The sequence below is a fragment of the Nocardia vinacea genome (genome assembly GCF_035920345.1).
GTDB classification, from domain to species: Bacteria; Actinomycetota; Actinomycetes; order Mycobacteriales; family Mycobacteriaceae; genus Nocardia; species Nocardia vinacea_A.
In genome coordinates, this window is sequence record NZ_CP109149.1 from 2768026 (window position 1) to 2789181 (window position 21156).

Sequence of the window (21156 nt, forward strand, 5' to 3'; positions counted from 1 at the left end):
CCCTGTCGAGCAAGTACGTCCGCCATAGGCCGACCCTATCTCTGTTGTCAATTCGGCATCCAGCCAACAAACGTGCGTCGTCGCGGTCTATATCTGCCTCGAAAATATAGATAGTTACTTTTCAGTTAAGTCTTCGAGTCGAACAAACCCGACTCAGGAAGAGACCCCGCCTCCGAGGGGAGTGCGCGAAAGGAAAGGAAAGTAAAAATGGAAAAGGTCGAAAATAACTCGAACAAAAAGGTGTACGAGAAGCCGGTCGTCGCCAAGTGCGGGGAGTTTCGAACGCTTACCGGAGGGGTTTTCACGACACAATCCGACTTGCTGGTCGGACGCCGAGGAATGATTTGATTCGACACCGTAAACGAACTCGAATCGTAGGAGCCTAACAGATGACTGGCGATGCTCGAACAGGATTCGTCGTACTCCCTGATAGCGAGGCAGGAGTGGGCATCGCCAGGCGTCTTCTTCCATGGGGAAAAATATTGGCCGAGCACCCTTCGGAACGGCCCATGGTAGTTGGAGATTGCCGAGACCGGCCTGTCATTTACAAAGTCGGACACGCGGCGCGAGTAGTGATACTCGGCCATGCCCTGATCGACGAAGACGCGGTTCACGAGTATGCGATATCGATTGATTCGGCAGCCCGCTGGCGAGCCCTTCTCGACACGATCGATGGATCCTTTCACTCTATCGTCAATGTGAATGGCGACATCTATGTAAATGGTTCCACATACGGGTCCCGCAGCCTGTACCGCGCTCGAGTGGACGGCATCGACATTGCTGCCGACACGGTGCATGCCCTTACACACCTGGTCGGCGGGCGGCTCGACGTCGGCGCCCTCGCCGCGCATCTGCTCGAGCCGATACCCCATCACCTTGCACAACGTCCATTGCTTGCCGGAATCGACCCGGTGCCCCCGGGCGTTGAGATGGTCCTAACGCCGAGGGGAACGTCCCGGTCGATCAGGGGCAAGACAGAAACAACAGTGGTGCGGGACCTCGACGAAGGAGCACATGAGGTCCGGAATCGGCTGGTGGGTGCGGTGTCGGCTCGCACAGCGGCGGGTGGCACGGTTACTTCGGAGCTTTCAGGTGGCTACGACTCGACATCGATAAGCTTCATAGCTGCGAGGGGGCCGGCAGAGGTCAAGCTGCTGACGGCGCGCGGACGCGATTCCGCCAATGAGGACCTCGAGTGGGCTTTGCGCGCCGCACGGCATCTGCCAGAAGTGGAACACACGATTCTCCCGGATTCCGATTTACCTCTTACCTATTCCGGGCTGGAGGATGGGCCGACCTGGTTGAACGAGCCGTCACCGCTGATCGTCGGCAGAAGTCGCGTCGGTGCGCTCGCAAAACTGGCGTCGACTTTCGGTTCGAGTGTGCATCTGACCGGTCATGGGGGCGACCACGTCTTCACCGGTTTGCCTACGCGCTATCGCGATCTCCTGTGGCAACGTCCTTTCACCGCCTGGCGCGGGTTGCGGGGCTTTGCGGCCCTTGGCGGATGGCGATTGCGAGACCTGTTGTACGACGCTGTCGAGCCCACCGGTTTCCACTCGTGGTGGAAGAAGAACACCAGGCCGGTCGTGGGCGTGCCAGAAAGGCGTAAACCGATGTTGGGCTGGGCAATTACTCCATCCATGCCCATATGGGCGACGGAAACCGCTGAAAAGGCAATCAGCGAAGGCATCCTCTGGATGGCATCCACTAGGGAACCACTGGCACCCGAGCGTGGATATCATGTTGAACTGGAGACCATAATCGAGGGCGCCAGAACGGTGGCCGTATTGAACAGGATGTCGTTGGCAGCGGGCGGACCACCTTTGGCGGCACCCTACTTCGACGACAGAGTGATTTCCGCTTCCTTGTCGGTAGCCGTTCAGCACCGAGTCAGCGCGTGGACATACAAGCCCCTGCTCAGAGCATCGGTACGCGGAATCGTTCCTGATGTGGTTTTGCAACGGCAGACGAAGGACGACGGCTCGCATGATGTCGAGCTCGGATTGCGAAAGCATCGCGACGAACTCGTAGCACTATGGGAAGGGTCGCGGCTCGGCGATATCGGCCTCATAGACTCGCAGAAACTGAAGCAGTTGTGCGCGAATCCCAGCTCGTTCGAGTTGGAAGAGGGAACGATGTATACAACGATTGCCTGCGAGCTCTGGCTGCGAGACCTGGAGCGAAGTTTCGTCGAACCGCAGAATGGTAGTACTGGGAAAAGATAAGGGACAGAAGGAACATGGATTCCGCTACACCGAGACCCGGCTTGTCTTTTGTAAGAACAGAGTATGGGGGTGTGATTCTCGATATGCAGCGAGGCGACTATTGGCGGCTGAATCCGGTAGGAGCGGAAGTGTTCGCATCGCTTGTCGTCGACAGCGGCGCCGACCTCGTTGCGGCAGTCCTCGATCAGTTCGATGTCGATGCAGCTACAGCACAGCGTGACGTGAAAGAACTCCTGGACCACCTTCGAGATGTTGGATTGGTGCTCGCGTGAGTCATCACATGGCCCTCGGGACCGGACTCGAGGCGGACGGGCGCAGGGGTGAACGGTTTTCCGCACGGTGGGCTGTTCGAGCCGCGAGGGTCGTTGTCATGTTGCGGCCGCGGCGGATCGAATGGTCCTTGAAGCAGTTACGTAGAGGAAGTCGTCCGGCCTCATTCGAAGATGCCGAAAGATGGAGGCGGCGGGTAGTGGAGGTGAGTCCTGATGCCGCCGGACGATATGGGTGTCTGATGAGGTCCGTGGCGACCGCCCTCTTGAGCCGAAGATACGGTGCGTGGACGACCTGGTGTGTCGGCGTTCGCACGGAACTGCCGTTCGCGGCACACGCATGGGTCGAGGCAGACGGCAGGCTTGTCGGTGAGGCAGGCGATATGACTACATTCAGCCGACTGATCGTGGTCGGCCCGCACGAGAACGTGGGTGAAGATGTCAGCTGACAACGGTGACACTCGGCAGGGCGATTCGTGGCTGCGCAGAGTCGGGGCCTTACTCAGGTTGATCGCACCCCAACGGAATTCCTTGTTGGGAGCAACGGCACTTCTTCTCGTAGGTACCGGACTTTCGCTGGTGCAGCCGCTGCTGGCCGGACGGGTCATCCGGGATGCGGTTTCGGGTGAGACAATCGTATGGTCCCTTGCGGCGTTGGTCGGAGCCTATCTCTTGTATGCCGTAACCGATACCTGCGGACTCTATATTCTCGAGCGATCCAGTGAGTCCGTGCTTTTGTCTGTGCGCAATCGCTTGGCCGGGCATCTGCTGAGGTTGAGAATTCCCACACTCGAGTCGCTCAGGGTTGGAGACCTGATTTCCCGCGTGACGCTCGATTCAACGGTGATTCGGAACGCCGTCGGGACCAGTCTTATTCAAATATTGACCGGGGCGATCACACTCATTGGGACCGTCGCGGTGATGATCTATCTCGATTGGCTGTTGTTCTCGATCGTTTTCGTTACCGTTGGCGCTGCCGCGGGTGCGATGTTGCTGGTCATGATGAGAATCGAGGTAGCCTCGACTCGATTGCAAGAGAGTGTCGGTGCGCTTTCCGCGGACATCGAACGCGCGCTCACCGGAGTGCGCACGGTCAAAGTGAACAATGCCGAGGACCGCGAGCACGAGCACTTGGCCGAGTTGGCCGGTGCGGCATTCTCCGCCGGCGTGCGCGCCGCCAGATTGAAGGCACTGGGAAATCCGGCAATGCACCTGGCGGTGACCGGTTCGTTTGTTGTATCTCTGCTGGTCGGCGGCGTCCGGGTAGCGAATCACCAGATGGAGTTGAGCAGTCTTGTGACGATGATGCTCCTCGCGATGAATTTGCTGATTCCGGTCGGCGATCTTTTCAACGGCTCCGTCGGGCTTCAGAAAGCCCTGGGTGCGCTCAGCCGGATAGAGTCGACACTCGAATTGCCTTCCGAGGACGTCGACGACATCCAGGAAAGCGGCACTGAACCAGGTCGCAGATCGCCGATCGCAACGATCGACAAGTCTGCGGAAAATGGGCAACTCGCGCTCGAGTTCCGGGATGTGCATTTCTCATACGATGAGAGAACAATTCTCAAGGGTGTGAATTTTTCGGTTCCGTCACACGGGCATGTAGCGTTGGTCGGGCATTCGGGTGCTGGAAAGTCCACGGTGTTCTCGTTGGTGAGCAGGTTCTACAATCCGGACGACGGCGACATTCTGTTGGGAGGTCGGTCGTACGCTGGTCGGCCGCGCCGGGCATGGCGCTCGGAAATCAGCTTGCTGGAACAGAACGCGCCACTGTTGTTCGGCAGCCTTCGAGACAATTTGACATACCGGGAACCCGGTCTCGCTGAGGATGACCTGCAGCGCGCAATAAAGCTCGCCGGTCTGGCAGATCTTGTCGCACGACTGCCTCGTGGCCTCGACACCCCAGTGGGTGAGCACGGCGTTCTGCTCTCTGGCGGCGAGCGACAACGCGTGGCGTTGGCACGGGCATTGATTCGACGTCCAGTGCTGATGATGCTGGATGAGCCCACGGCGATGCTGGACGCCGAGACCGAGAAGGCGTTGAACGTGACCATCCAGGCAGTGCGAAAAGAGTGCGCGCTGTTGGTCATTGCCCATCGCCTGTCCACGATTCGCGAAGCTGATACCGTCATGTTCCTCAAGGACGGGCAGATCGTCGACAGCGGCTCACACGACGAGTTGGTTGCCCGGAACGTGGACTACCAACAGCTTGTCGGCGCGAAGGTGTGAATCGCCCGACGCGTCCGGAGCGTTGGACATCCCCGGTTTCTCGGATGCCGCGTTGCCGGGCGCCGTCGTGGCGTCGCACACACTGCCCCACGTCAAGAAGCGTCAGCGACACCTGACTGGTGTCGAAGTGCCGCTTACCTACCTCCAGCCGCGTTACCGCCGGTACCGCCTCACCCCTGAGGGGCCGCGCCCTGATCAGCAAGTCTCCCAACCAGAAATGCGATGATCTCGTCGCGGACCGCTGCGGTGGGTTCGCCTTCGGCATCTATCAAGTGAGCCGTCACAACGCTGTGAGCGCAGCCGACGAACTGCTCGAAGAACGGCGGCGGGGCGGGATTCGCCGCAGCAGCGGAAAGGACGCGAGGCTCGAAACGAGGGCCGAGGGCCTCGGCATAGGCGGCGAAACGCGCTGCGGTGCAGAAGCGGTCGCCCTCGAAGCGATAGGCGCGCACGACCAGGTTCTCCCGATCCAGAACTTCGCGGACAGACGCCAGGTCCTCCGGTGAAATCTCCAGCCCAGCAGGATTATCCAGCGGCAGGGAAGGCTGGCAGAGCACGGGGGCGAGCATCGACGGCTCCAGCATCATCGTCAGGGCGAAGTTCCCGGTAAAACACATTCCCACCGCGCCGACTCCAGGGCCACCGCATTCCCGGTGGGCGAGGGCAGCCAGGGCACGCAACCAGTCGGCGACCGGACTCGCAGCCCCGCCGCCGAACGCACGGAATTCGGCACTGACACAGGCACGTTTGAACACCGCGAGCCCCGCCTCGGCCTCCGGGTAGGCCCCATCGCGGCCGAACAGCGACGGCATGTACACCGTGAGCCCGGCGTCACGGACCCAGCGGGCGAAGCGGGCCACATCGGGACTGATACCGGGCATTTCGGCCATCACAATGACCGCCGGTCCGGTTCCCGACACGTACACCGCGCGTGCGGCACCGTCGAACGTGACCATCCGGCGGTGGAAGTCGTCGAGCCGATCATCGCGGGCATTGTCAAAGGAGGAATGCTGCACATTCACACCATGCCGGTCGCAGGCTGGCATAACCATTGACTGAATCGCCACTTTTCGGTCCAATCTTGCCAATGATCACCCATCTGATCCTCGAGGGTGTGCTCGAAGGAGCGCTCGGCATGGGCATCGACATCGTCGACACCGCTGCCGGACTAGCCCAGGACCGCACTCCCCCGCACCGCGACCACCTGCTGCGCCAACGCGTCATCTCCGTCGATGGCAAACCAGTGCGATCCGGAAGCGGACGACCAATTCCGGTAACGACCGAAAACCTGTCCGCCGCTGTGCAATTCGGTTCAAACGATATCTTGGTTCTGCCGGGTCCGTCTGCCGGAACCGAAGGACGAATTCACGAACTTCTGTCACGCCCCGACACTGTGCAGGCCATTGAGCTGATCCGACAGGCCGCCGCCAACGGCGCAACCGTTGCCGCGTCCTGCTCGGCAACCTTCATCCTCGCCGCCTCCGGCCTGCTCTCCGGCCGCACCGCCACCACAACCTGGTGGCTCGCCCCTTTTTTCACCCGCCGCTTCCCCGACATCACCGTCCTAGTCGACCGCATGGTTATCGACACCGGCCCGGTCGTCACCGCCGGCGCCGCCTTTGCCCACGCCGACCTCATGCTCACCCTCATCGCCCGCCTCCACAGTGCGGCACTGGCCGACCGCGTAGCTCGCTACCTCGTCCTCGATTCCCGAATGTCCCAATCCCGCTACATGATCCTCGAACACCTCCGCTCCACCGACCCCGCCCTGCGAGCCCTTGAACACCACATCACCATCAATCTCAGCCGCCAGCTAAGCCTCGCCGAACTGGCCGGCGCCGCATCCGTCTCCACCCGCACCCTCGCCCGCCGCACTCACACCCACCTGGGCATGTCCCCCACCGAATACGTCCATCGCCTGCGCGTCAGCCACGCGGCAGCCTTGCTGGCCACCACCGACGACCCCGTAGATGCCATCGCCGCCGCCACCGGCTACGCCGACCCTGCCGCCTGCCGCCGCATCTACCGCCGCTACACCGGCGAATCCCCCACCACCACCCGGACCCGCGCCCAAACCTCGACGCCGAACTGACACCACAGCTCGGTTACACCGCGGTAAGACTTGCGGCGTCAGAGTCCCCTCCGGACACAGACCATAACCCCAACAGTGCGGGTCGAGAGATGTCTCGACCCGCACGGTTCGTTTGGCGGGGTGGTAGGTCATCTGCACGTTGAGGTGCCGGTAGACGTCGGCTTTGTCCGCCGGATCCGCCCCGGACAACACGTGCCGGATATCTCCTAGTTCCTTGATGAGACAACGGATCTCCTCGCTGGTCATTCGCCGTTGCCTCGCGATCGGCCGCGAACCTGACCACTACGCTGCCCTCCGTTCATCGCGGAACTCGCTCTGTCGCTGAGCTAGCTCCTCGAACTTTTCCCGCGACCGCCGCTGTGCGGCGTTGCACGACAGGCGCAGCACCGCCCCCAACGTGATCTTCAGTGAGACAGGCATATTCGGCGATTCGAAGTCAGTCATCGGTGCGTCCCTTTCGTCGACATCTCGCGAGAACCATGCACCTGTCGGGACCGGTCCCACAGCAGGCCGCTTACGGTGCGGCTGTCAACGAGCCGCGGCAGAGAGGCGTCGATCCCGATGTGGCTGAGAACTTCACGCAGATGCGTTCCTGCGCTGACGGCTGCGGCCGCCATTGCCCTGGCCGGATGTGGCAGCGCGGAATCGGTGCATCCCGGCGCGACAGTCCTACGTCCAACTCTGCCGTTGGCATGCCGACCTCGCCGAGCACATCCGTCGGCAGTAGTTCCGCACCGACTGAATCGCCAGGCGAGCCGATTACCTCCGACGTGGGAGACTGTTTCGGCGGTCAATGCCGGCTCGAGGTGCTCGGTCCGACGGCAATTCCGTTGGATGCCAATCGTTTCCACTACGAGTCGATCGCCGTGGTCGCGGTGACCAGCTCATCGCTGACCTACCAGGTGCCCTATCCGACAGGCGGACACGCAGAACAGACGCTCGGCGTGGGAGGTAGCGGATCGTTCGGCTTCCGGGGCCAGGACTCGATCTCCGTGCGTCTCGAGTCGATCGACAGCGGTCACGCAGTGCTCAGTTTGGTTCCTGGGCCACCATTGTGACCGACGCGGCTGGGCTTGTGAGCCCCTATTGCTATGGTGCACAACATCTTTCACGCAACAACCCTCGTATTTCCGCGTCCGGATGGCATGCTCGATCGCACCGAGTACAAACGTCGTGGTCATCGACGTCGAGCTGTGCCAGCCCAGAATCCGGCGGGCGTAGGCGTCGACGACGAACGCGATTCTGTGGAATCTGATTTGTCCTTTTTGTGCCCGTTTTCCCTGGTTATTGAGGTGTGATCGGGAGGAGGGTTGCCGTGGGTGGGATTCCTATCTCACGTGGCGTTTGCCCTGTCGGCGTGGTGACGTTGGCCAGTCGTTCGAGGAGTCGGTCGAGGGCAGCTTGCCCGTCGTCGACGGCGGCGCGTTCGTCGTCGGTGAGCGGAATGGAGGAAAGCATCCGTTGCAGGTTGTCCTTGGCTTCCAGAAGCTGGGCCTTGCTGGATGCCTTTGGTGTGTAGAAATCGCAACGGGCGCAAGCCATTCGGTGTGGACACTGCTCGAAAAAGCTGTAGGTGCACCATCCGTGACCGAGGTCGTAATACTGCCATGGTTGCCCGTTCGCGGCGGCTCCGCTGGTGACGGCGTCGCGGTCGACGAGGACTTCGATGGTGCGGACGTGTGCTCTGCACTTTCCTGGACGGCAATCGCGCGGTTCGCGGCTGGTCGCCGCCGCCACCGATACACCAGATCCTGCGGGCTTGCCCGAACCCCCACTGCTCCCGCAACACCCGCTCGGCCCGCATACGCAGATCCGCTTCGGGCGGCGTGTAGGTGGGGCGTGTAGGTGGGCAGCCCAGCGCGCGCATCGACCGGCCCGATGAGCTCGATGTGACCATCCGCTCCGGCACCTTCCGGCTCCTGCGCCCGGACCGGATCGGCCGACTCGTCACCGCACCGGGTCGGCTGCCGATGTATCCGTCGGGTCCGATGTTTCCTCGCTCGTCGGGCGGAAACGGCTCGCCACTGTTCGGAGCCGACCCGTCCGTCGATTGCGCCGATCCGTCGGATATGAGCGGGCGGGGGCCGTCCAGCCGGATGTCCGGTTTCCCGCAGTCTCCCGTGCTGTCCAGCACGACTTGGCCCGGCTAGATCACTCGGTCCCGCCAGGGAGGAGGGCTTGGGTCAAGGCCGTGACCGTGGGTGTGAGATCCGGCAGGTTCGCGATCGCTCGGCGTTCGGCACCTACGGCCCGGATCCGATCGGTGACGATGCCGGTGACCGCGGCGGCGAGCAGGCGGCCGGTGTGTGTGTCGATGGGACCGAGCGACCTAGCGAAGTGCTCGGCGAGCATGGACCAGTGCTGGTCGTGCAGCGGGCGTGCTTCGAGACCGGGAGCGAACATGTCTCGGTGCAGGACACAGGCCTCGTCCGGATGCTCGGCCAGGGCGGTGAGGTAGGCGCGCGTGGCGGTCTCCAGCCGCGACCGCACGCCGCCGTGCCGCTCATGCGCGTCCGGCATCGCCGCGTCACAGGCGGTCCGCACGCGGTCGATCGCCGACGCGCAGGCGGCCTCGAAGCCGCTCCGCTTACCGGAATACATCCGGAAGTACGTCCGGCGCGTCAGCTGGGCGCGCTCCAGGACAGTCTCCAGCGACATCGGACCGTATCCCTGGTCGGCCGCGACGGCGAGGAACTGCGTCAGAAGGTGTTCGCGCCGGTCGTCTCCCGGCTGTCCGGACGAGCGGCCGGCCCGCCGCGGCACCGCGCGGACCGGATCGCCGGAGCAGCCGGACATGCGGCCGGTGAGGGTCGGTTCGGTGAATCGAAGCTGCGGGAAATCGCGTCCGAGCAGCGGTAGCAGGAACCCACCCACCATCACGGCGATCTTGGAGCCCGACGTCTGGCGGTACGCCTCGACGTCGAAATCCGCCAAGGACTGCCGGAGCCGGTCAGTGGACGGCCGGGCTGCTCCGGCCGGATCGAACGTGACGAAACCCGGGCACACGCCCCCACGATCGTCCGCGCGTGCCTGTTTCGCCGGTCCGGTGATCGCAACCGACGTGATCGTCTGGTTCGCGGTGTCGAATTCGACGGCGAACCGCGGCGGGTCGCGCGGCTCGGTGAACTCACCCAGCGTGGTGAAGGTGACTCCCGCCAGCACGCTCAAGCGGCTGGCGAATTCCAGGACGCCGTGCTGGATGCTCGCCCACGGCCAGCCCTCGATCACGTCGGCATGCTCGGCGAGGCTCTCGAGGTAGCCCCGCAACACGATCTGCACGCTGCCCATGTTGGTCGCGGCGCTGAGCACCGTGTTGTCGCCCGGTATCGAGAATTCGTCGACCGAGTGAGCGGGTAGGTCGAGTTCGGCACGTCGGTGCGGCGGGATCGAGTTCAGCATCGGTGCCCGATCGCGGGAGCGTTCGTCCTTGATGGCCGCGAGTTCCTGCCATACCGGCCCGTCCACCAGATCCCAGACCGCGGTCAGATGCTCGACTGCCGCCTGCATGAATGCATGCTGGCCGCTGTCGCGGGGGTAACCGTCGCGGCCGTGCATGACGTAGTCGTCGTCCAGCCAGGACGCGAAATAACCCGGCTCGACCTCCGAATACGTTGCCTGCAGTGCCGCGGCTACCCGCTCGGGGTGGCTCATCATCTGCTGCAACGCAGTCTCGGTCAGCTGGTACTGCAGGCATCCCGACGCGATCGACCGCTCCAGCGAATACTGCTGATAGGCAAGCTCATCCGGCGGAAACAACTCCGCCAGCCGCCGCGTGACACCGCCGACGCGCACCGGGAGATCCGTCTCCGCGAACCGCCTGCCGACCTCGGCGATGACCGCCCGTGCCTGCGCCGGGTCCGCGAGCACTCGCGTCATGCCCTCCTTCGACAGCCCGCGAATCAGCGACACGACCGTGCGCGGCACCTGCGCCGACGGCAGCCAATCGGTCGGCGCATCGTCAGGCTGTGCGGCCTCGGGGGTCGAATCGCCCGACTCTCGGTGCTCCGGCCCGGTGGGGCCGGGCTCGGGCGGTTCGGCATCGGATTGGGAAACCGATTGTCCACCAATTGGTCCGGTGTCGGCGGGCGGGGGGTGGCCCGAAGCAACCGTTTGCGGGCCATGTCCCACGAGATCGGCGATGTGTCGGCGGAGAAGGCTGGCGTCGCCGGATCCGGCCCAGTCGGCGAGTATGCCGTGAATGGCCGCCACCAGGATCCGGTGGGCGGGTGCGGGCGGCTCACCGAATGCGGTCGCCACCGTGTCGGCGATGGCTTCCGTTACGGCCTCGTAGCTGCCCGACCGCAGCGGGTCGGCGACGAACTCCTCGGTCAGCAGCCGCTCCAGCACCGTGCCAGGTCCCAGGCGCACCGGCACCTGCTGCCCCTCGTCCTGATCCACCGGTAGCAATGCGGCCAACTCCGCTCGCAGCGCCGATCTCTCCTGTGGTGTCAGCACTGGCGGTGCCGAATCGGACGAGTCCGTCGGGCGGCTGCCGATGTAGCCGGGTCGGGCAGCGGTGGTTGCGGGTGAGGCGACCACTCGGCCGTTCAGCTGTCTCCGGATGAGGTTCAGCAACCGGCGGCGGCGGCGGGCATGCAGGTGCCGGCACCAGTGTGCGAGCACATCGCCCGGGTAGAAGTCGGAGTAGAACGGCACCAGCAGACGCCACGTGCCCGACGGGTCCTTCCCCACCGTGACACGCGCCGACATGACACCGAGGTCGAGCACTTCGCTGGAGCGTTCCGTCAACTGTGCCGGTTGTTCCGGGATCGGCGCGGGGCGGGCAACATCGTCGGGGGCCTCGAGGACAACCCGACGCAGTGCCGCCAACACACCGTGCGGATCGTCGGACTCACTCGCCCGCGGTGGCCTGCATCCCTCCTCTACAGCACGGTCGGTCAGAATGTGGCCGTTGGTCGTCATTGTGTAGGAGGAGTCACCGGGGCCCTTGAACACGCTTGGCGGGAGCCCCTGGATCCACTGCTCGAAGGTCGGCCGCTTCGGCGATTTCCCGGGCTTTGTCCCCGGCTTGTCGAGCACTCCCGCACTGCACAGACGCAGGTACTCGTCGAGCAGCCGGCCCGGGATCAGTTTCCGGCTCGGATCGGCACCGTCGGGCTGGAGACGCTCGCTGCGAACCTCCCCGTCGATCCGCAGCTGCACGCCATCGTAGGCGATCCGCAGGCGGCCACCGTGGCGCGGAATCGTGTCCAGCACATCCGGGCGTTCGGTGAACAGCTTGCGCAGGACACGGCCGTGCCCGCCCATGCTCGCGACTCTCAGGCCGGTCGGATTGTCATCCCGGTCCACCTGTACTGCCACCTGCGGGTGTCCGTCGATCGGCAATGCTCCGGGCGACCGTAGCGCCTCCTCGATCCGCGTGCTCGACACGGCGGCGTCGACCATCTCGACCAGTCGCGTCGGCGCACCCGCGGCGCCCTCGGCCCGCTCCCACTCGTCGAACGCGGCGGTCAATCGCTGTACGTCGGGCCGTCCTTGCACCCATTCAGCAAAGTCAGGGAACTCACGGCGCCAATTCTTCTTGTTGAACGGCCGCAAGGCCCGCGATTCCCGGCTCGGTGGCACTCGAAGCTCTGTGCCGGTCGCCGGTGGCTGCGTCCACGGACCGGGTCCGAACTCGACACGCACCGTGTGCGACCAGTTCGCCAGCATTGCGTTACTGATGTCCGCGATTGTCGTGACTTCGACCCCGCTCAATCTGGTCGCGCCGCGGCGCGGCTGTGCCAGCAGCCAAGGGCAACGGGCGCCGAACGAAAGCACGGAGGCGGAGTCAACCCTGCGATCGGCTTTGCCGTCAGCCACCGCGACATGCATCAACCGTTCTTCTCCACCCGGCTCATCCGCGCCGAACCACATCACCACGTCACCGTGCTGTGGACGCGCCCCTGTGTCACGGTCCGAGAGGCGTTGCCGCCCTGCCGGAACCAGGAGGCCGGGCAGTTCGTGCACCCAGCGCCGGGAGAAGTCGTCGGGGTCGTCCCAGTTGTAGATAGCGCGGACCTGCTCGCGGCGGAGTGCACCGGCGGCGACGGCGGCGTACACCACCATGTCGATGCAGCTGAGCGGCAGGTCCGGGGCCAGAGCGGGGAGCTGTTCATCACTCGACCAGCCCCAGTCGGCGAAGACGCTGTCCGGCTTCAGCTGACACCAGTAGGCCGTATCTCGGCGGGTGAAGTACCCGAGCAAGTGCTCCACGACGCTGGCCGACGCGGGTATCGCAGATGATTCCGCCGCGACCATCTCGGCCGTTTCGCCATCGCCGCCGACACCATCGCGTGCATCACTGTCCGAGAGCCGCGACCATGGCGTCGCCCGAGGCGTCTCCTCCGATGCCGGCCCAGGTGCAGACTCCCCCGGTTCAGGTGGTCTGCTCCCGATGAATCCGCCCGGCCTGGTCGTGCCCTCGCCCGGCGCGGAATCATCGCGCGACACCGGTGGATTCGACGGCTGATCCGACTCCGTGGTCGAGGTGTTCCACGGTGTCGGTATCGGCAGTTTCTGCTCGCTCGCGGAGGTGTCCCGATCACTTACGGTGACTTCGGGGGCGAATGCGGTACGCAGCCGGACAAGGGCGTCGGCGAGGACGTCCGCCGCGATCGCGTGTGGCAGGCCCAGCCGTCTCGCGGTGTGGGCCAGCGACACGCCCTCGACCAGATGAGCCATTACCAGCCGTTCGGCGATACCGGGATCGGGCAGATCCACCAGCGCCGCTCGGACGGTCATCATGTGGCGTAATCCGCGGTACCACAGTGGAATCGGTCACCTGGTAGTGCTCACCACGGTAGGTGACGTTCTCCTCGGTCCACAGCTTGCGGACGAGCTGAATGAATTCCTTGGTGCGGGAATAGCGATGCGCCTGATCGCTTTCGGTCTCGCCGTACGCTCCGAGGTTGTCCTTGCCGGACACGATGTTTACACGGACCCGGCCGCCGGACAGATGGTCCAGACTCGCCGCGGCGGACGCGAAGTTCGCAGGTCGCCAGTAGCCGGGCCGGATCGCGATGAGTGGCTCGAATGTCGTCGTCCTCGCGGCAAGGGCGGTGGCGACGGTGACCGTGTCCGGGTGACCCCAACCGGTGCCGATCAATGCCCCCTTCCAGCCGTGGTCCTCGAGGGCCTTCGCCTGGGCGCTCAGGGTTTCCAGGCTGTTGTGGTCGACCGTGACGGCGTCGCCACGGTGTCCCGGCGTCGCCTGATTGGGGATGTACCAGAGGAACTCCAGGCTCGAGGATTGCTTCCTGTTCGGTGCAGGGCTGTCCGCGGCTGCCACAGCCGGGCCGCCCGCCACATTCGCCACTGTCATTGCGTCCCTTCCGTATTCCGCGTCGAGAATGCGGATCACTCGACAGACGATGATCATCATTCGGACATCGCGATTATTGCCCGAGACTGTCGACGAAAGCTGTTCACGACGTGCGTCATACACCACAAGAACAGGCACTGAACTGGGATATTTCGATGCGATCGGAGATAAATTCGTCCAGATTCCAGAACCACGAGCGCCGCTGCCCTGGCCGGCCAGCCGAGGCATCTCACTCGGCCCGGAGCGCCTCTGACGACTCCGGAAGACTACTGTGCCAAGGGCATTGGCGGTCGGCAGCCGCACGTTTCTCCGAGATCGAGCTGGATATCGATGGCCACGGGGCTCTCGTCGGCGTCGGGAGTGCTGCATGAACTCAGCACTGCGTTGAGGGCTGTGCGGGCGATTGTGTCGATGGGTTGCCGCACTGTGGTGAGGACCAGTTGCGCGTAGGTGTTGCTGCGGTCGCCGTCGAAGCCGACGACCGAAATGTCCTGGGGGATACGTGCTCCCGTGTCGGTGATGGCACGCAGCGCCGCGGCGGCCTGCCCGTAGGTGCCGACCACCACGCCGCCGGGCGCCGGGTTGTCGGCCAGGTACCGGCGCACCGCGCGGTACGCCCCTGCCGGGGTGAGATCGGTGCGGATCTGGCGTGCGGCCTCGGCGCCCACGACGGAGGCATAACCCGCATAGCGCTGTGCAACGGTTTCGCGGTCACCGTGCTGAACGTCTTCGCTGGTGAATCCGCCGACGAACACGATGTCGTCGCGGTGGTGCGCGGTTGCGAGGTGACGGGTGGCCAGTGCGCCGGCCTCGAGATGGTCGGCGCCGATGACGGGCGCGTCGACGTTATCCCTGTTGTTGTGCACCCAGACGATCGGAATCCGGTTCTGGGCACAGAGTTTCGCGGTCGCGGCACCGTTGGCGCCGCCAACGACGATCAGGCCGTCGATGCCCGAGTCGGCGAAGGCGCCGACGAATTCGAGCTCCCGCTCCGGGTCGTATCCGGTGTTGCCGATCAGTGTCAGATGGTCGCGCAGCCGCGCCTCGACCTCGATATGCCCGACCAGTGCGCCGAACAGCGGTAGCGTCACGTCGGGGATCAGCAGTCCGATCTGCCGCCATCGGCTCGGGCGGCGCAGTGCGCGGGCGATGCGGTCCGGGCGATAGTCGAGATCGTCCAGCGCCTCGAGCACGCGCGCGCGCAAGGCCTCGGAGACCGGTCGCGGACCGTCGTTGAGGACGTAGCTGACGACAGCGGTGGAGGTCCCCGCTCGCCGCGCCACGTCGGCGAGCGTCACACGCTTGACTGTCACAACTGGCCCATTCTGGTCGGCATTACGCAGCTCGGACATGGTTTTAATCGTCCTGATTCTCACACGGTACGGCCGCCGGAAAGCCTACGCAAATCGATTAGATTGGTAACGCTCGCGATTCACGCACTTAACAACCGACTGGTGGAGTAATTGGCATGGCATTCGTTCGGCTCACTGGCGTCACCTATTACGACCCCGATCTGGCGCACAACAGCTATGTCCTCTACACCGGATCGGATGCGATTACCCGCCTCATCGATCTGAACGGTGCGGTCGTCCAGGAGTGGCCGTTCGCGGGTGTGCCGCCACGCATCATCGATCCCGCGCTCACCGGTGATCGGCTGGGCGATGTCGGTGTACAGCTCGCGCCCAGCGGCGACACCAGGGGCGGTATCTACGCGAATGGCACTGTGGGGCAGCTGACTTGGACGGGAGAGCGGGTATGGGAATGGGGTGAGCAGGCCCCCGGCGGGGCCGCGCGGCAAAACCACGACTGGGAACTACTGCCGAACGGGAACCGCCTGCTGCTGGTCACCATCCCGCGCATCGTGCCCGGCCTGGCCGACGAGATCGTCGGCGACCAGGGACTGTATGAGGTCACGCCCGACGGCGAGATCGTGTGGGAGTGGCGGGCCGGCGATCACCTCGACGAGCTCGGCTTCTCCGAAGACGGCTGGAAAACATTGCAGGACACCGCATCCCGTGATCCGAATGATCCATGGGGCTATCTGGAGATGAACAGCGCCAAGACGCTGGGACCGAACCGGTGGCACCGCGCGGACCCGCGCAGCGTATTCCATCCCGACAACATCCTCATCAGCCTGCGCAAGGCGAATGTGATCGCGCTGATCGACAAGACCACCAAAGCCATTGTGTGGAAACTGGGTCCGTATTTCGCGGCCGAGCCCGGAGCACAGCATCAGCGGATCAACGCGCACAAGGTGCCGCGTCCGCTCGATCAGATCTCCGGACAGCACAATCCGCACTTCATCGCCGACGGGCTCCCCGGCGCGGGCAATATTCTGGTCTTCGACAATCAGGGCGGGGCCGGTTATCCGCCCGCGGCATTGGGGATTTACGCGGGATCACGCGTCCTGGAGATCGACCCGGCGACCGAGCAGATCGTGTGGCAGTACACGGCCGAGGACTCCGGGCAGCCATCGTGGACGTTCTTCAGCTCCTTCGTGAGCAACGCCCAACGCCTGCCAAACGGCAACACCCTGATCACCGAGGGCATGAACGGCCGTCTGTTCCAGGTGACTCCGGACGGCCAGGTGGTCTGGGAGTACCAGAACCCCTACGAAGGCTACGGAGTCGCCGGGGAACCGGAAGTGCACGAACCTCGGGTACCAGGCGTCGATCGCCTCAGCCGGACCTCGCTCATTTATCGCGCACAGGCGGTTCCGTTCGAATGGGTGCCCGTCGGGGCTCCACAGTCGGCTCCCGAACCCGTCGACCGGCGGACTGCGCCATGAAGACGTCGAACAAACGCTGGGCAGCGATCGGGGGAATCGTCGGCGGCCTTGCCCTGGCAAGCCTGCTGTGGAGTCTCGTCGTCGCGACCGGACGCTTTCCCAGCGCACTGTTTCCGACTGTGCCGCAGATCATTCGGGCCGGGCACAGCCTGTGGTCTCAGGGGCTGCTGATACCGGATATCGCGGCCAGCCTGCAACGGGCGCTGCTCGGATTCGTCTCGGGTGCGATCGCCGGCATCTCGGCGGCGATCGTCACCGCAAGCACTTGGCTGGGGCGCAGGATTCTGCAACCCGTGCTCAGGTTGCTATCTCCCATTCCAACTATCGGCATCGTGCCGCTGGCGATTCTCTGGTTCGGGATCGGCGAGAGCAGCAAGACCTTGGTCATCGCCCTCGGAGTTTTCGTCCCGGTGTGGATCAACAGTCATACCGGATTCGCGAGCACCCCGGCCGATTACCTGCAGGCTTCACGCTGCCTCGGCGCGCGCCGCTGGCAAACCATGACTCGGATCGTCCTGCCCGAGGCGGCGCCCGATGTGGTTTCTGGCCTCCGGGTCGGCGCGGCGATGGCTTTCGTGCTGATCGTCGTCGCCGAAATGACCGGCACCACAGCGGGAATCGGCTACCGCATTTACCAAGCCCAATTGTTCTCGCAGGCCGATCGGCTGATCTTCTGCCTGATAGTGCTCGGAGTAATCGGGGCGGTATGTGATCTGGCGATTGCCTCGATTTCCGCACCGGCCACGCGATGGGCACACGAGGAGCACTGACATGACCATCGTGACACAGGATCTTGTCGTTCAATTCCCGAACAAGTCCGCCCCCGCACTGCGCAACATCACGCTGAGTGTGCCCGAGGGCTCGTTCACCGTATTGGTCGGCGCGTCCGGCAGCGGCAAATCGACTCTGCTGCACTGTCTCGCCGGGCTCATTACGCCGACCTCCGGCACGGTGACCGACAACGACGAACCGGTGACGGCTCCGGACCCGCGCCGCGGCGTGGCCTTCCAGCGCGACGTGCTGTTTCCGTGGATGAGCGTTTCCGACAACATCGGCTACGCCCTGCGCGCACATCGTGTTCCGCGCAAACAGCGGCGTGCGCGCATCGGCGAACTTCTCGACCTCGTCGGACTGTCGGGCGAGGTGGGCAAACAACGCCCGAGCCAGCTCTCGGGCGGCATGCGCCAACGCGTCGGCATCGCGCGCATGCTCGGCGGCGAACCCACCGTCATGCTGATGGACGAACCGTTCGCGGCGCTCGACGCGTTGACGCGCCTGCGCATGCAGGACCTGCTCATCGATCTGTGGACGCGGTTGAACCGTACGGTCATCTTTGTCACCCACGATGTCGACGAAGCAATTCGACTGTCGGACATCATCAGTGTGCTCAGGGACGGGCAGATCACCCGGCACATCACCAATCCGCTGACCCGCCCACGCCCCGCCGATACGCTCGCCGACCAATCCGGCTACAGCGAGCTCCGCCGCACTCTGCACCACGAACTCGGCGTCGAGCACGACGATCGACAGCTGCTGGACAGCTGAATCCCTACCCGCAACACGAACAGAGACCCCATGAAAACACTCACGAACCGGCTGCTCACGGCAGTCCTGACAGTCACCGCGATAGCCACTACGCTCGCCGCGTGCGCCACCTCCGACGGGTCCGATGCCAACACCCTCACGGTCGCCTTCGTCGTCGATCCGTCCTGGGCACAGATACCTGTAGCCCAGCAGGACGGATTGTTCGAAAAGCACGGCGTGCACGTCAAAGTCGTGAACTTCCCCTCGGGTGTGGAAGCGCTGCAAGCGCTCGCCGCGCACCAGGTCGACGTCGCGACCGCCGCCGATGTCCCAGCCGCCGCCACCCTGACACGATCTCCGTCGCTGCGCGTCGTCGCCGACGGGTCCCGTTGGCAGGGATCACGAATCGTGGCCCGGCGCAGCGCCGGAATCACCTCGCTCGAAAGCCTGTCCGGACGATCCATCGGCACCCCGCTCGGCACCAGTGCGGCGTACTTCGCCGCGAAAGCGCTCTCAGACAAGGGAATCGAAGCCGATTTGGTACAGGTAGCACCGCAGGCGACGCTCACAGCCGCGACCCAGCACAACGTCGACGCCGTCTCCATCTTCCAGCCGTATCAGGCGCAGGTGATCGCCGCCCTCGGCGACGACGCCGTCCAGCTCCCGGGCGGCAGCTACAACCAGCACAGCCTCTACCTGGCGTCCGATACCGTGGTAGCCCAGAAATCGGCTTCCCTGAGCGCATTCTTCGCAGCGCTGAACGAGGCGAGCACGGCACTGTCGACGCACGCCGACAGCGCGATCGCCGCCATCGCCGCCGCCACCCAGCTCGCACCCTCCCTACTCCAGAAGATCCTGCCCGAATTCGACTACACGATTCAGCTGCAGCCCGATCTCGCCGCCAATCTCATGAGCCTCGGCACGTGGGCCAAGGCCCAAGGCAAAATCGACCAGTCCACCCAGTTGCCGAACTACGATTCCCTGCTCGTGACGACCTTCCTGCCGCACGTCGGCTAGCGGGTCAGGTCCACTTGCACGAGGCACGGGGTGAAGTCGCCTATGCGACTTCGTGCGCTGGTTCGCCGAAGAGGCCGGCTGATGCCGCAACGGCAACCAACTGGCTGGCGCTGCTACAAGAATGAGCACGACGAACGCTGACGCCGTAGGGCGATATCGCAGCGCGGTTATCGCGATTCCGAATCGGTGCTCCGCCGTCGGAGGTCGGCGACAGCACAGACCAGCGACAATACGACCATCGCGAGGCAGACCGTGAGCGCGGGGGAAATCGCATGTCCCGCACCGCCGATGCGCGAACCGGTGGCCGCGAGATACAGTCCGGAGACGCCGGTCAGCGCGACGGTCGCCGAAAGACGTTGTGCCAACTGCAGGAATCCGGCCGCCACCCCGTTCGCACCGTTCGGCGCGTATTCGAGCGTCATCGCCCGGTTCGGCGCATCGACGAACCCTCCGGCCGTCCCCGACGCCGCAGCCAACAACGCCACCACGAAGAACACCGCCGGACGCGGGATCACTTCGACCGCAACGATGTATCCGGTCACCACACCGCACTGCAGTACCAGCGCGCAGACCACGGTCATTCGGCCGAACTTCGTGACGATCCGCCAGCCGAAACCCGATGCCAGCGCCATCATTACCGAACCGCCGACCATCACCAGCGCGGCCTGGACCGCCCCGAGCCCGAGCCCTTCGACCAGGTACAGCGTCATCACCGTATTGAGCGAGACGATCGCGCCGAACCAGAACATCGCGACGGCCGTGCCGAGGGTGTAACCACGCGCGGCCGCCAGCGCGGGCAGCAGCACCGGTGCGCCGCCGGATCGCGCGTACCGGCGCTCCCACCACCAGAACACCGCCAGCATGGCCAGCGATCCCGCGACGCAGACCACCGCACGGCCCCGCCCCGCCGAGGACACCATCGGCAGCAACAACAGCAGGGTCGCCGCCGCCAACATCACCAGGCCCACGGCATCGAACCGTGCCGAGCCGCGCACCGTGCGGTCCCGCCGCAGCAGCACCGCCCCGCCGACCAAGGTGAGCAGCGCGAACGGCACGTTCAGCAGCAGCACCAACCGCCAGCCGAGGTCCGGCCCGGCGGCGCCCAGGATCGCCCCCGCCGTGATCGGCCCGACCATTCCCGCGAGCCCGGCCGCGACACCGTAGGCCGCCAATGCCTTTGCCCGACCGACACCGGTGTATCGGTCGGCGATGATGCCCAGCACCTGTGAGCTGATCACGCCCGCACCCGCACCCTGACACAGCCGTGCCGCCACCACCGGCCACGGTCCGTTCGCCAGCGCCGCGCAGACCGCCGATACGGCGAAGACCGCGATTCCGGCCAGGAACAGCCGCCGTCGACCCAGGACGTCGCCGAGCCGTCCCGCGGGTACCAGCGCGAGGCCGAACGTCAATGAATAGCTCGCCAGCAGCCATTGGACCTGGCCCGCGTCGGCGCGCAATCCCGCCCGAAGCGCGGGCACCGTGATACCGAGCACCGACGAGTCCAGCAGCGTGGCGAAACCGGCGCAAACACAGACAAGAACTTCCAGCCGCGCGCGTGCGGGTGTGGACGGCGGACTCGGCAGGACGGCGGTCAGTGTGGGTCCCCCGCGTCCGAGGGCGGGTTGTTTCGCACGCAGCGTTCAATTCCCCTGGCCCACAGGGTATTTCCCCTCGCTCGAGCT

15 protein-coding genes and 2 pseudogenes are annotated in these 21156 nt (G+C 64.6%); 10 read left to right on the forward strand and 7 right to left on the reverse strand.

Translation table 11 applies throughout. The features are described 5' to 3' along the window. The first annotated feature begins 389 nt into the window (after positions 1-389). From OIE68_RS12830 to OIE68_RS12845, 4 genes are read left to right on the forward strand one after another with little or no spacing between them, the layout of a single operon-like run. Positions 390-2228, forward strand: coding sequence for an asparagine synthase-related protein (locus tag OIE68_RS12830; protein WP_327099605.1), 1839 nt, complete (start codon positions 390-392; stop codon positions 2226-2228). Positions 2229-2242: 14 nt separating this feature from the next. After that, positions 2243-2500, forward strand: coding sequence for a lasso peptide biosynthesis PqqD family chaperone (locus OIE68_RS12835; protein WP_327099606.1), 258 nt, complete (start codon positions 2243-2245; stop codon positions 2498-2500). Positions 2501-2508: 8 nt separating this feature from the next. Beyond that, positions 2509-2946: a lasso peptide biosynthesis B2 protein gene (locus tag OIE68_RS12840; RefSeq protein WP_327101653.1), complete on the forward strand. Its 438-nt coding sequence runs from the start codon at positions 2509-2511 to the stop codon at positions 2944-2946. After that, positions 2936-4726, forward strand: coding sequence for an ABC transporter ATP-binding protein (locus OIE68_RS12845; RefSeq protein WP_327099607.1), 1791 nt, complete (start codon positions 2936-2938; stop codon positions 4724-4726). The genes OIE68_RS12840 and OIE68_RS12845 overlap by 11 nt, the downstream gene beginning before the upstream one ends. 170 nt (positions 4727-4896) lie before the next feature. Here the strand turns inward: OIE68_RS12845 and OIE68_RS12850 are convergent, their stop codons facing one another. Then, positions 4897-5682, reverse strand: a complete 786-nt coding sequence (locus OIE68_RS12850) for a dienelactone hydrolase family protein (protein WP_327101654.1) — start codon at positions 5680-5682, stop codon at positions 4897-4899. Positions 5683-5813: 131 nt separating this feature from the next. On the opposite strand from OIE68_RS12850, the gene OIE68_RS12855 reads away from it, so the two are divergent. After that, a complete protein-coding gene (locus tag OIE68_RS12855; RefSeq protein WP_327099608.1) occupies positions 5814-6818 on the forward strand; it encodes a GlxA family transcriptional regulator in 1005 nt (334 codons plus the stop codon). Positions 6819-7702: 884 nt separating this feature from the next. Here OIE68_RS12855 and OIE68_RS12860 read toward each other — a convergent pair. After that, a pseudogene (locus OIE68_RS12860) lies at positions 7703-8059 on the reverse strand (hypothetical protein); the annotation flags it as partial. A 43-nt stretch (positions 8060-8102) separates the two neighbouring features. Beyond that, entirely contained in the window at positions 8103-8555 is a 453-nt protein-coding gene (locus OIE68_RS12865; RefSeq protein ID WP_327099609.1) for a hypothetical protein, read from the reverse strand. 95 nt (positions 8556-8650) lie between these two features. On the opposite strand from OIE68_RS12865, the gene OIE68_RS12870 reads away from it, so the two are divergent. Continuing rightward, positions 8651-8968, forward strand: coding sequence for a hypothetical protein (locus OIE68_RS12870; RefSeq protein ID WP_327099610.1), 318 nt, complete (start codon positions 8651-8653; stop codon positions 8966-8968). Between the two features lies 1 nt (position 8969). Here OIE68_RS12870 and OIE68_RS12875 read toward each other — a convergent pair whose 3' ends face one another. From OIE68_RS12875 to OIE68_RS12885, 3 genes and pseudogenes are all read right to left on the reverse strand, one after another. Next, entirely contained in the window at positions 8970-13565 is a 4596-nt protein-coding gene (locus tag OIE68_RS12875; RefSeq protein ID WP_327099611.1) for a hypothetical protein, read from the reverse strand. Then, positions 13555-14061: pseudogene (locus OIE68_RS12880) on the reverse strand (LLM class flavin-dependent oxidoreductase); the annotation flags it as partial. The gene OIE68_RS12875 and the pseudogene OIE68_RS12880, both read right to left, overlap by 11 nt. Before the next feature lie 347 nt (positions 14062-14408). Further along, complete coding sequence (locus OIE68_RS12885) at positions 14409-15518, reverse strand: LacI family DNA-binding transcriptional regulator (RefSeq protein ID WP_327099612.1); 1110 nt, start codon at positions 15516-15518, stop codon at positions 14409-14411. Between the two features lie 92 nt (positions 15519-15610). Here OIE68_RS12885 and OIE68_RS12890 point away from each other — a divergent pair, with 92 nt between their 5' ends. Genes OIE68_RS12890 through OIE68_RS12905 form a run of 4 tightly spaced genes read left to right on the forward strand, consistent with a single transcriptional unit; the run spans position 15611 to position 19471 of the window. After that, entirely contained in the window at positions 15611-16930 is a 1320-nt protein-coding gene (locus tag OIE68_RS12890) for an aryl-sulfate sulfotransferase (RefSeq protein WP_327099613.1), read from the forward strand. Beyond that, entirely contained in the window at positions 16927-17700 is a 774-nt protein-coding gene (locus OIE68_RS12895) for an ABC transporter permease (protein WP_327099614.1), read from the forward strand. The genes OIE68_RS12890 and OIE68_RS12895 overlap by 4 nt, the downstream gene beginning before the upstream one ends. Position 17701: 1 nt before the next feature. Beyond that, on the forward strand, positions 17702-18475 hold the full coding sequence (locus OIE68_RS12900) for an ABC transporter ATP-binding protein (RefSeq protein ID WP_327099615.1): 774 nt from the start codon (positions 17702-17704) through the stop codon (positions 18473-18475). Between the two features lie 30 nt (positions 18476-18505). After that, positions 18506-19471 (forward strand): ABC transporter substrate-binding protein, encoded by a 966-nt coding sequence (locus OIE68_RS12905; protein WP_327099616.1) that lies wholly within the window; start codon positions 18506-18508, stop codon positions 19469-19471. Positions 19472-19638: 167 nt separating this feature from the next. Here the strand turns inward: OIE68_RS12905 and OIE68_RS12910 are convergent, their stop codons facing one another. Beyond that, a complete protein-coding gene (locus OIE68_RS12910) occupies positions 19639-21111 on the reverse strand; it encodes an MFS transporter (RefSeq protein WP_327101655.1) in 1473 nt (490 codons plus the stop codon). Positions 21112-21156: the final 45 nt, after the last annotated feature.

Coding starts and splice junctions, on each gene's coding strand:
- OIE68_RS12830 (WP_327099605.1), top strand. CDS start 390: ATGACTGGCGATGCTCGAACAGGATTCGTCGTACTCCCTGATAGCGAG.
- OIE68_RS12835 (WP_327099606.1), top strand. CDS start 2,243: ATGGATTCCGCTACACCGAGACCCGGCTTGTCTTTTGTAAGAACAGAG.
- OIE68_RS12840 (WP_327101653.1), top strand. CDS start 2,509: ATGGCCCTCGGGACCGGACTCGAGGCGGACGGGCGCAGGGGTGAACGG.
- OIE68_RS12845 (WP_327099607.1), top strand. CDS start 2,936: ATGTCAGCTGACAACGGTGACACTCGGCAGGGCGATTCGTGGCTGCGC.
- OIE68_RS12850 (WP_327101654.1), bottom strand. CDS start 5,682: ATGGTCACGTTCGACGGTGCCGCACGCGCGGTGTACGTGTCGGGAACC.
- OIE68_RS12855 (WP_327099608.1), top strand. CDS start 5,814: ATGATCACCCATCTGATCCTCGAGGGTGTGCTCGAAGGAGCGCTCGGC.
- OIE68_RS12875 (WP_327099611.1), bottom strand. CDS start 13,565: ATGATGACCGTCCGAGCGGCGCTGGTGGATCTGCCCGATCCCGGTATC.
- OIE68_RS12890 (WP_327099613.1), top strand. CDS start 15,611: ATGGCATTCGTTCGGCTCACTGGCGTCACCTATTACGACCCCGATCTG.
- OIE68_RS12895 (WP_327099614.1), top strand. CDS start 16,927: ATGAAGACGTCGAACAAACGCTGGGCAGCGATCGGGGGAATCGTCGGC.
- OIE68_RS12900 (WP_327099615.1), top strand. CDS start 17,702: ATGACCATCGTGACACAGGATCTTGTCGTTCAATTCCCGAACAAGTCC.
- OIE68_RS12905 (WP_327099616.1), top strand. CDS start 18,506: ATGAAAACACTCACGAACCGGCTGCTCACGGCAGTCCTGACAGTCACC.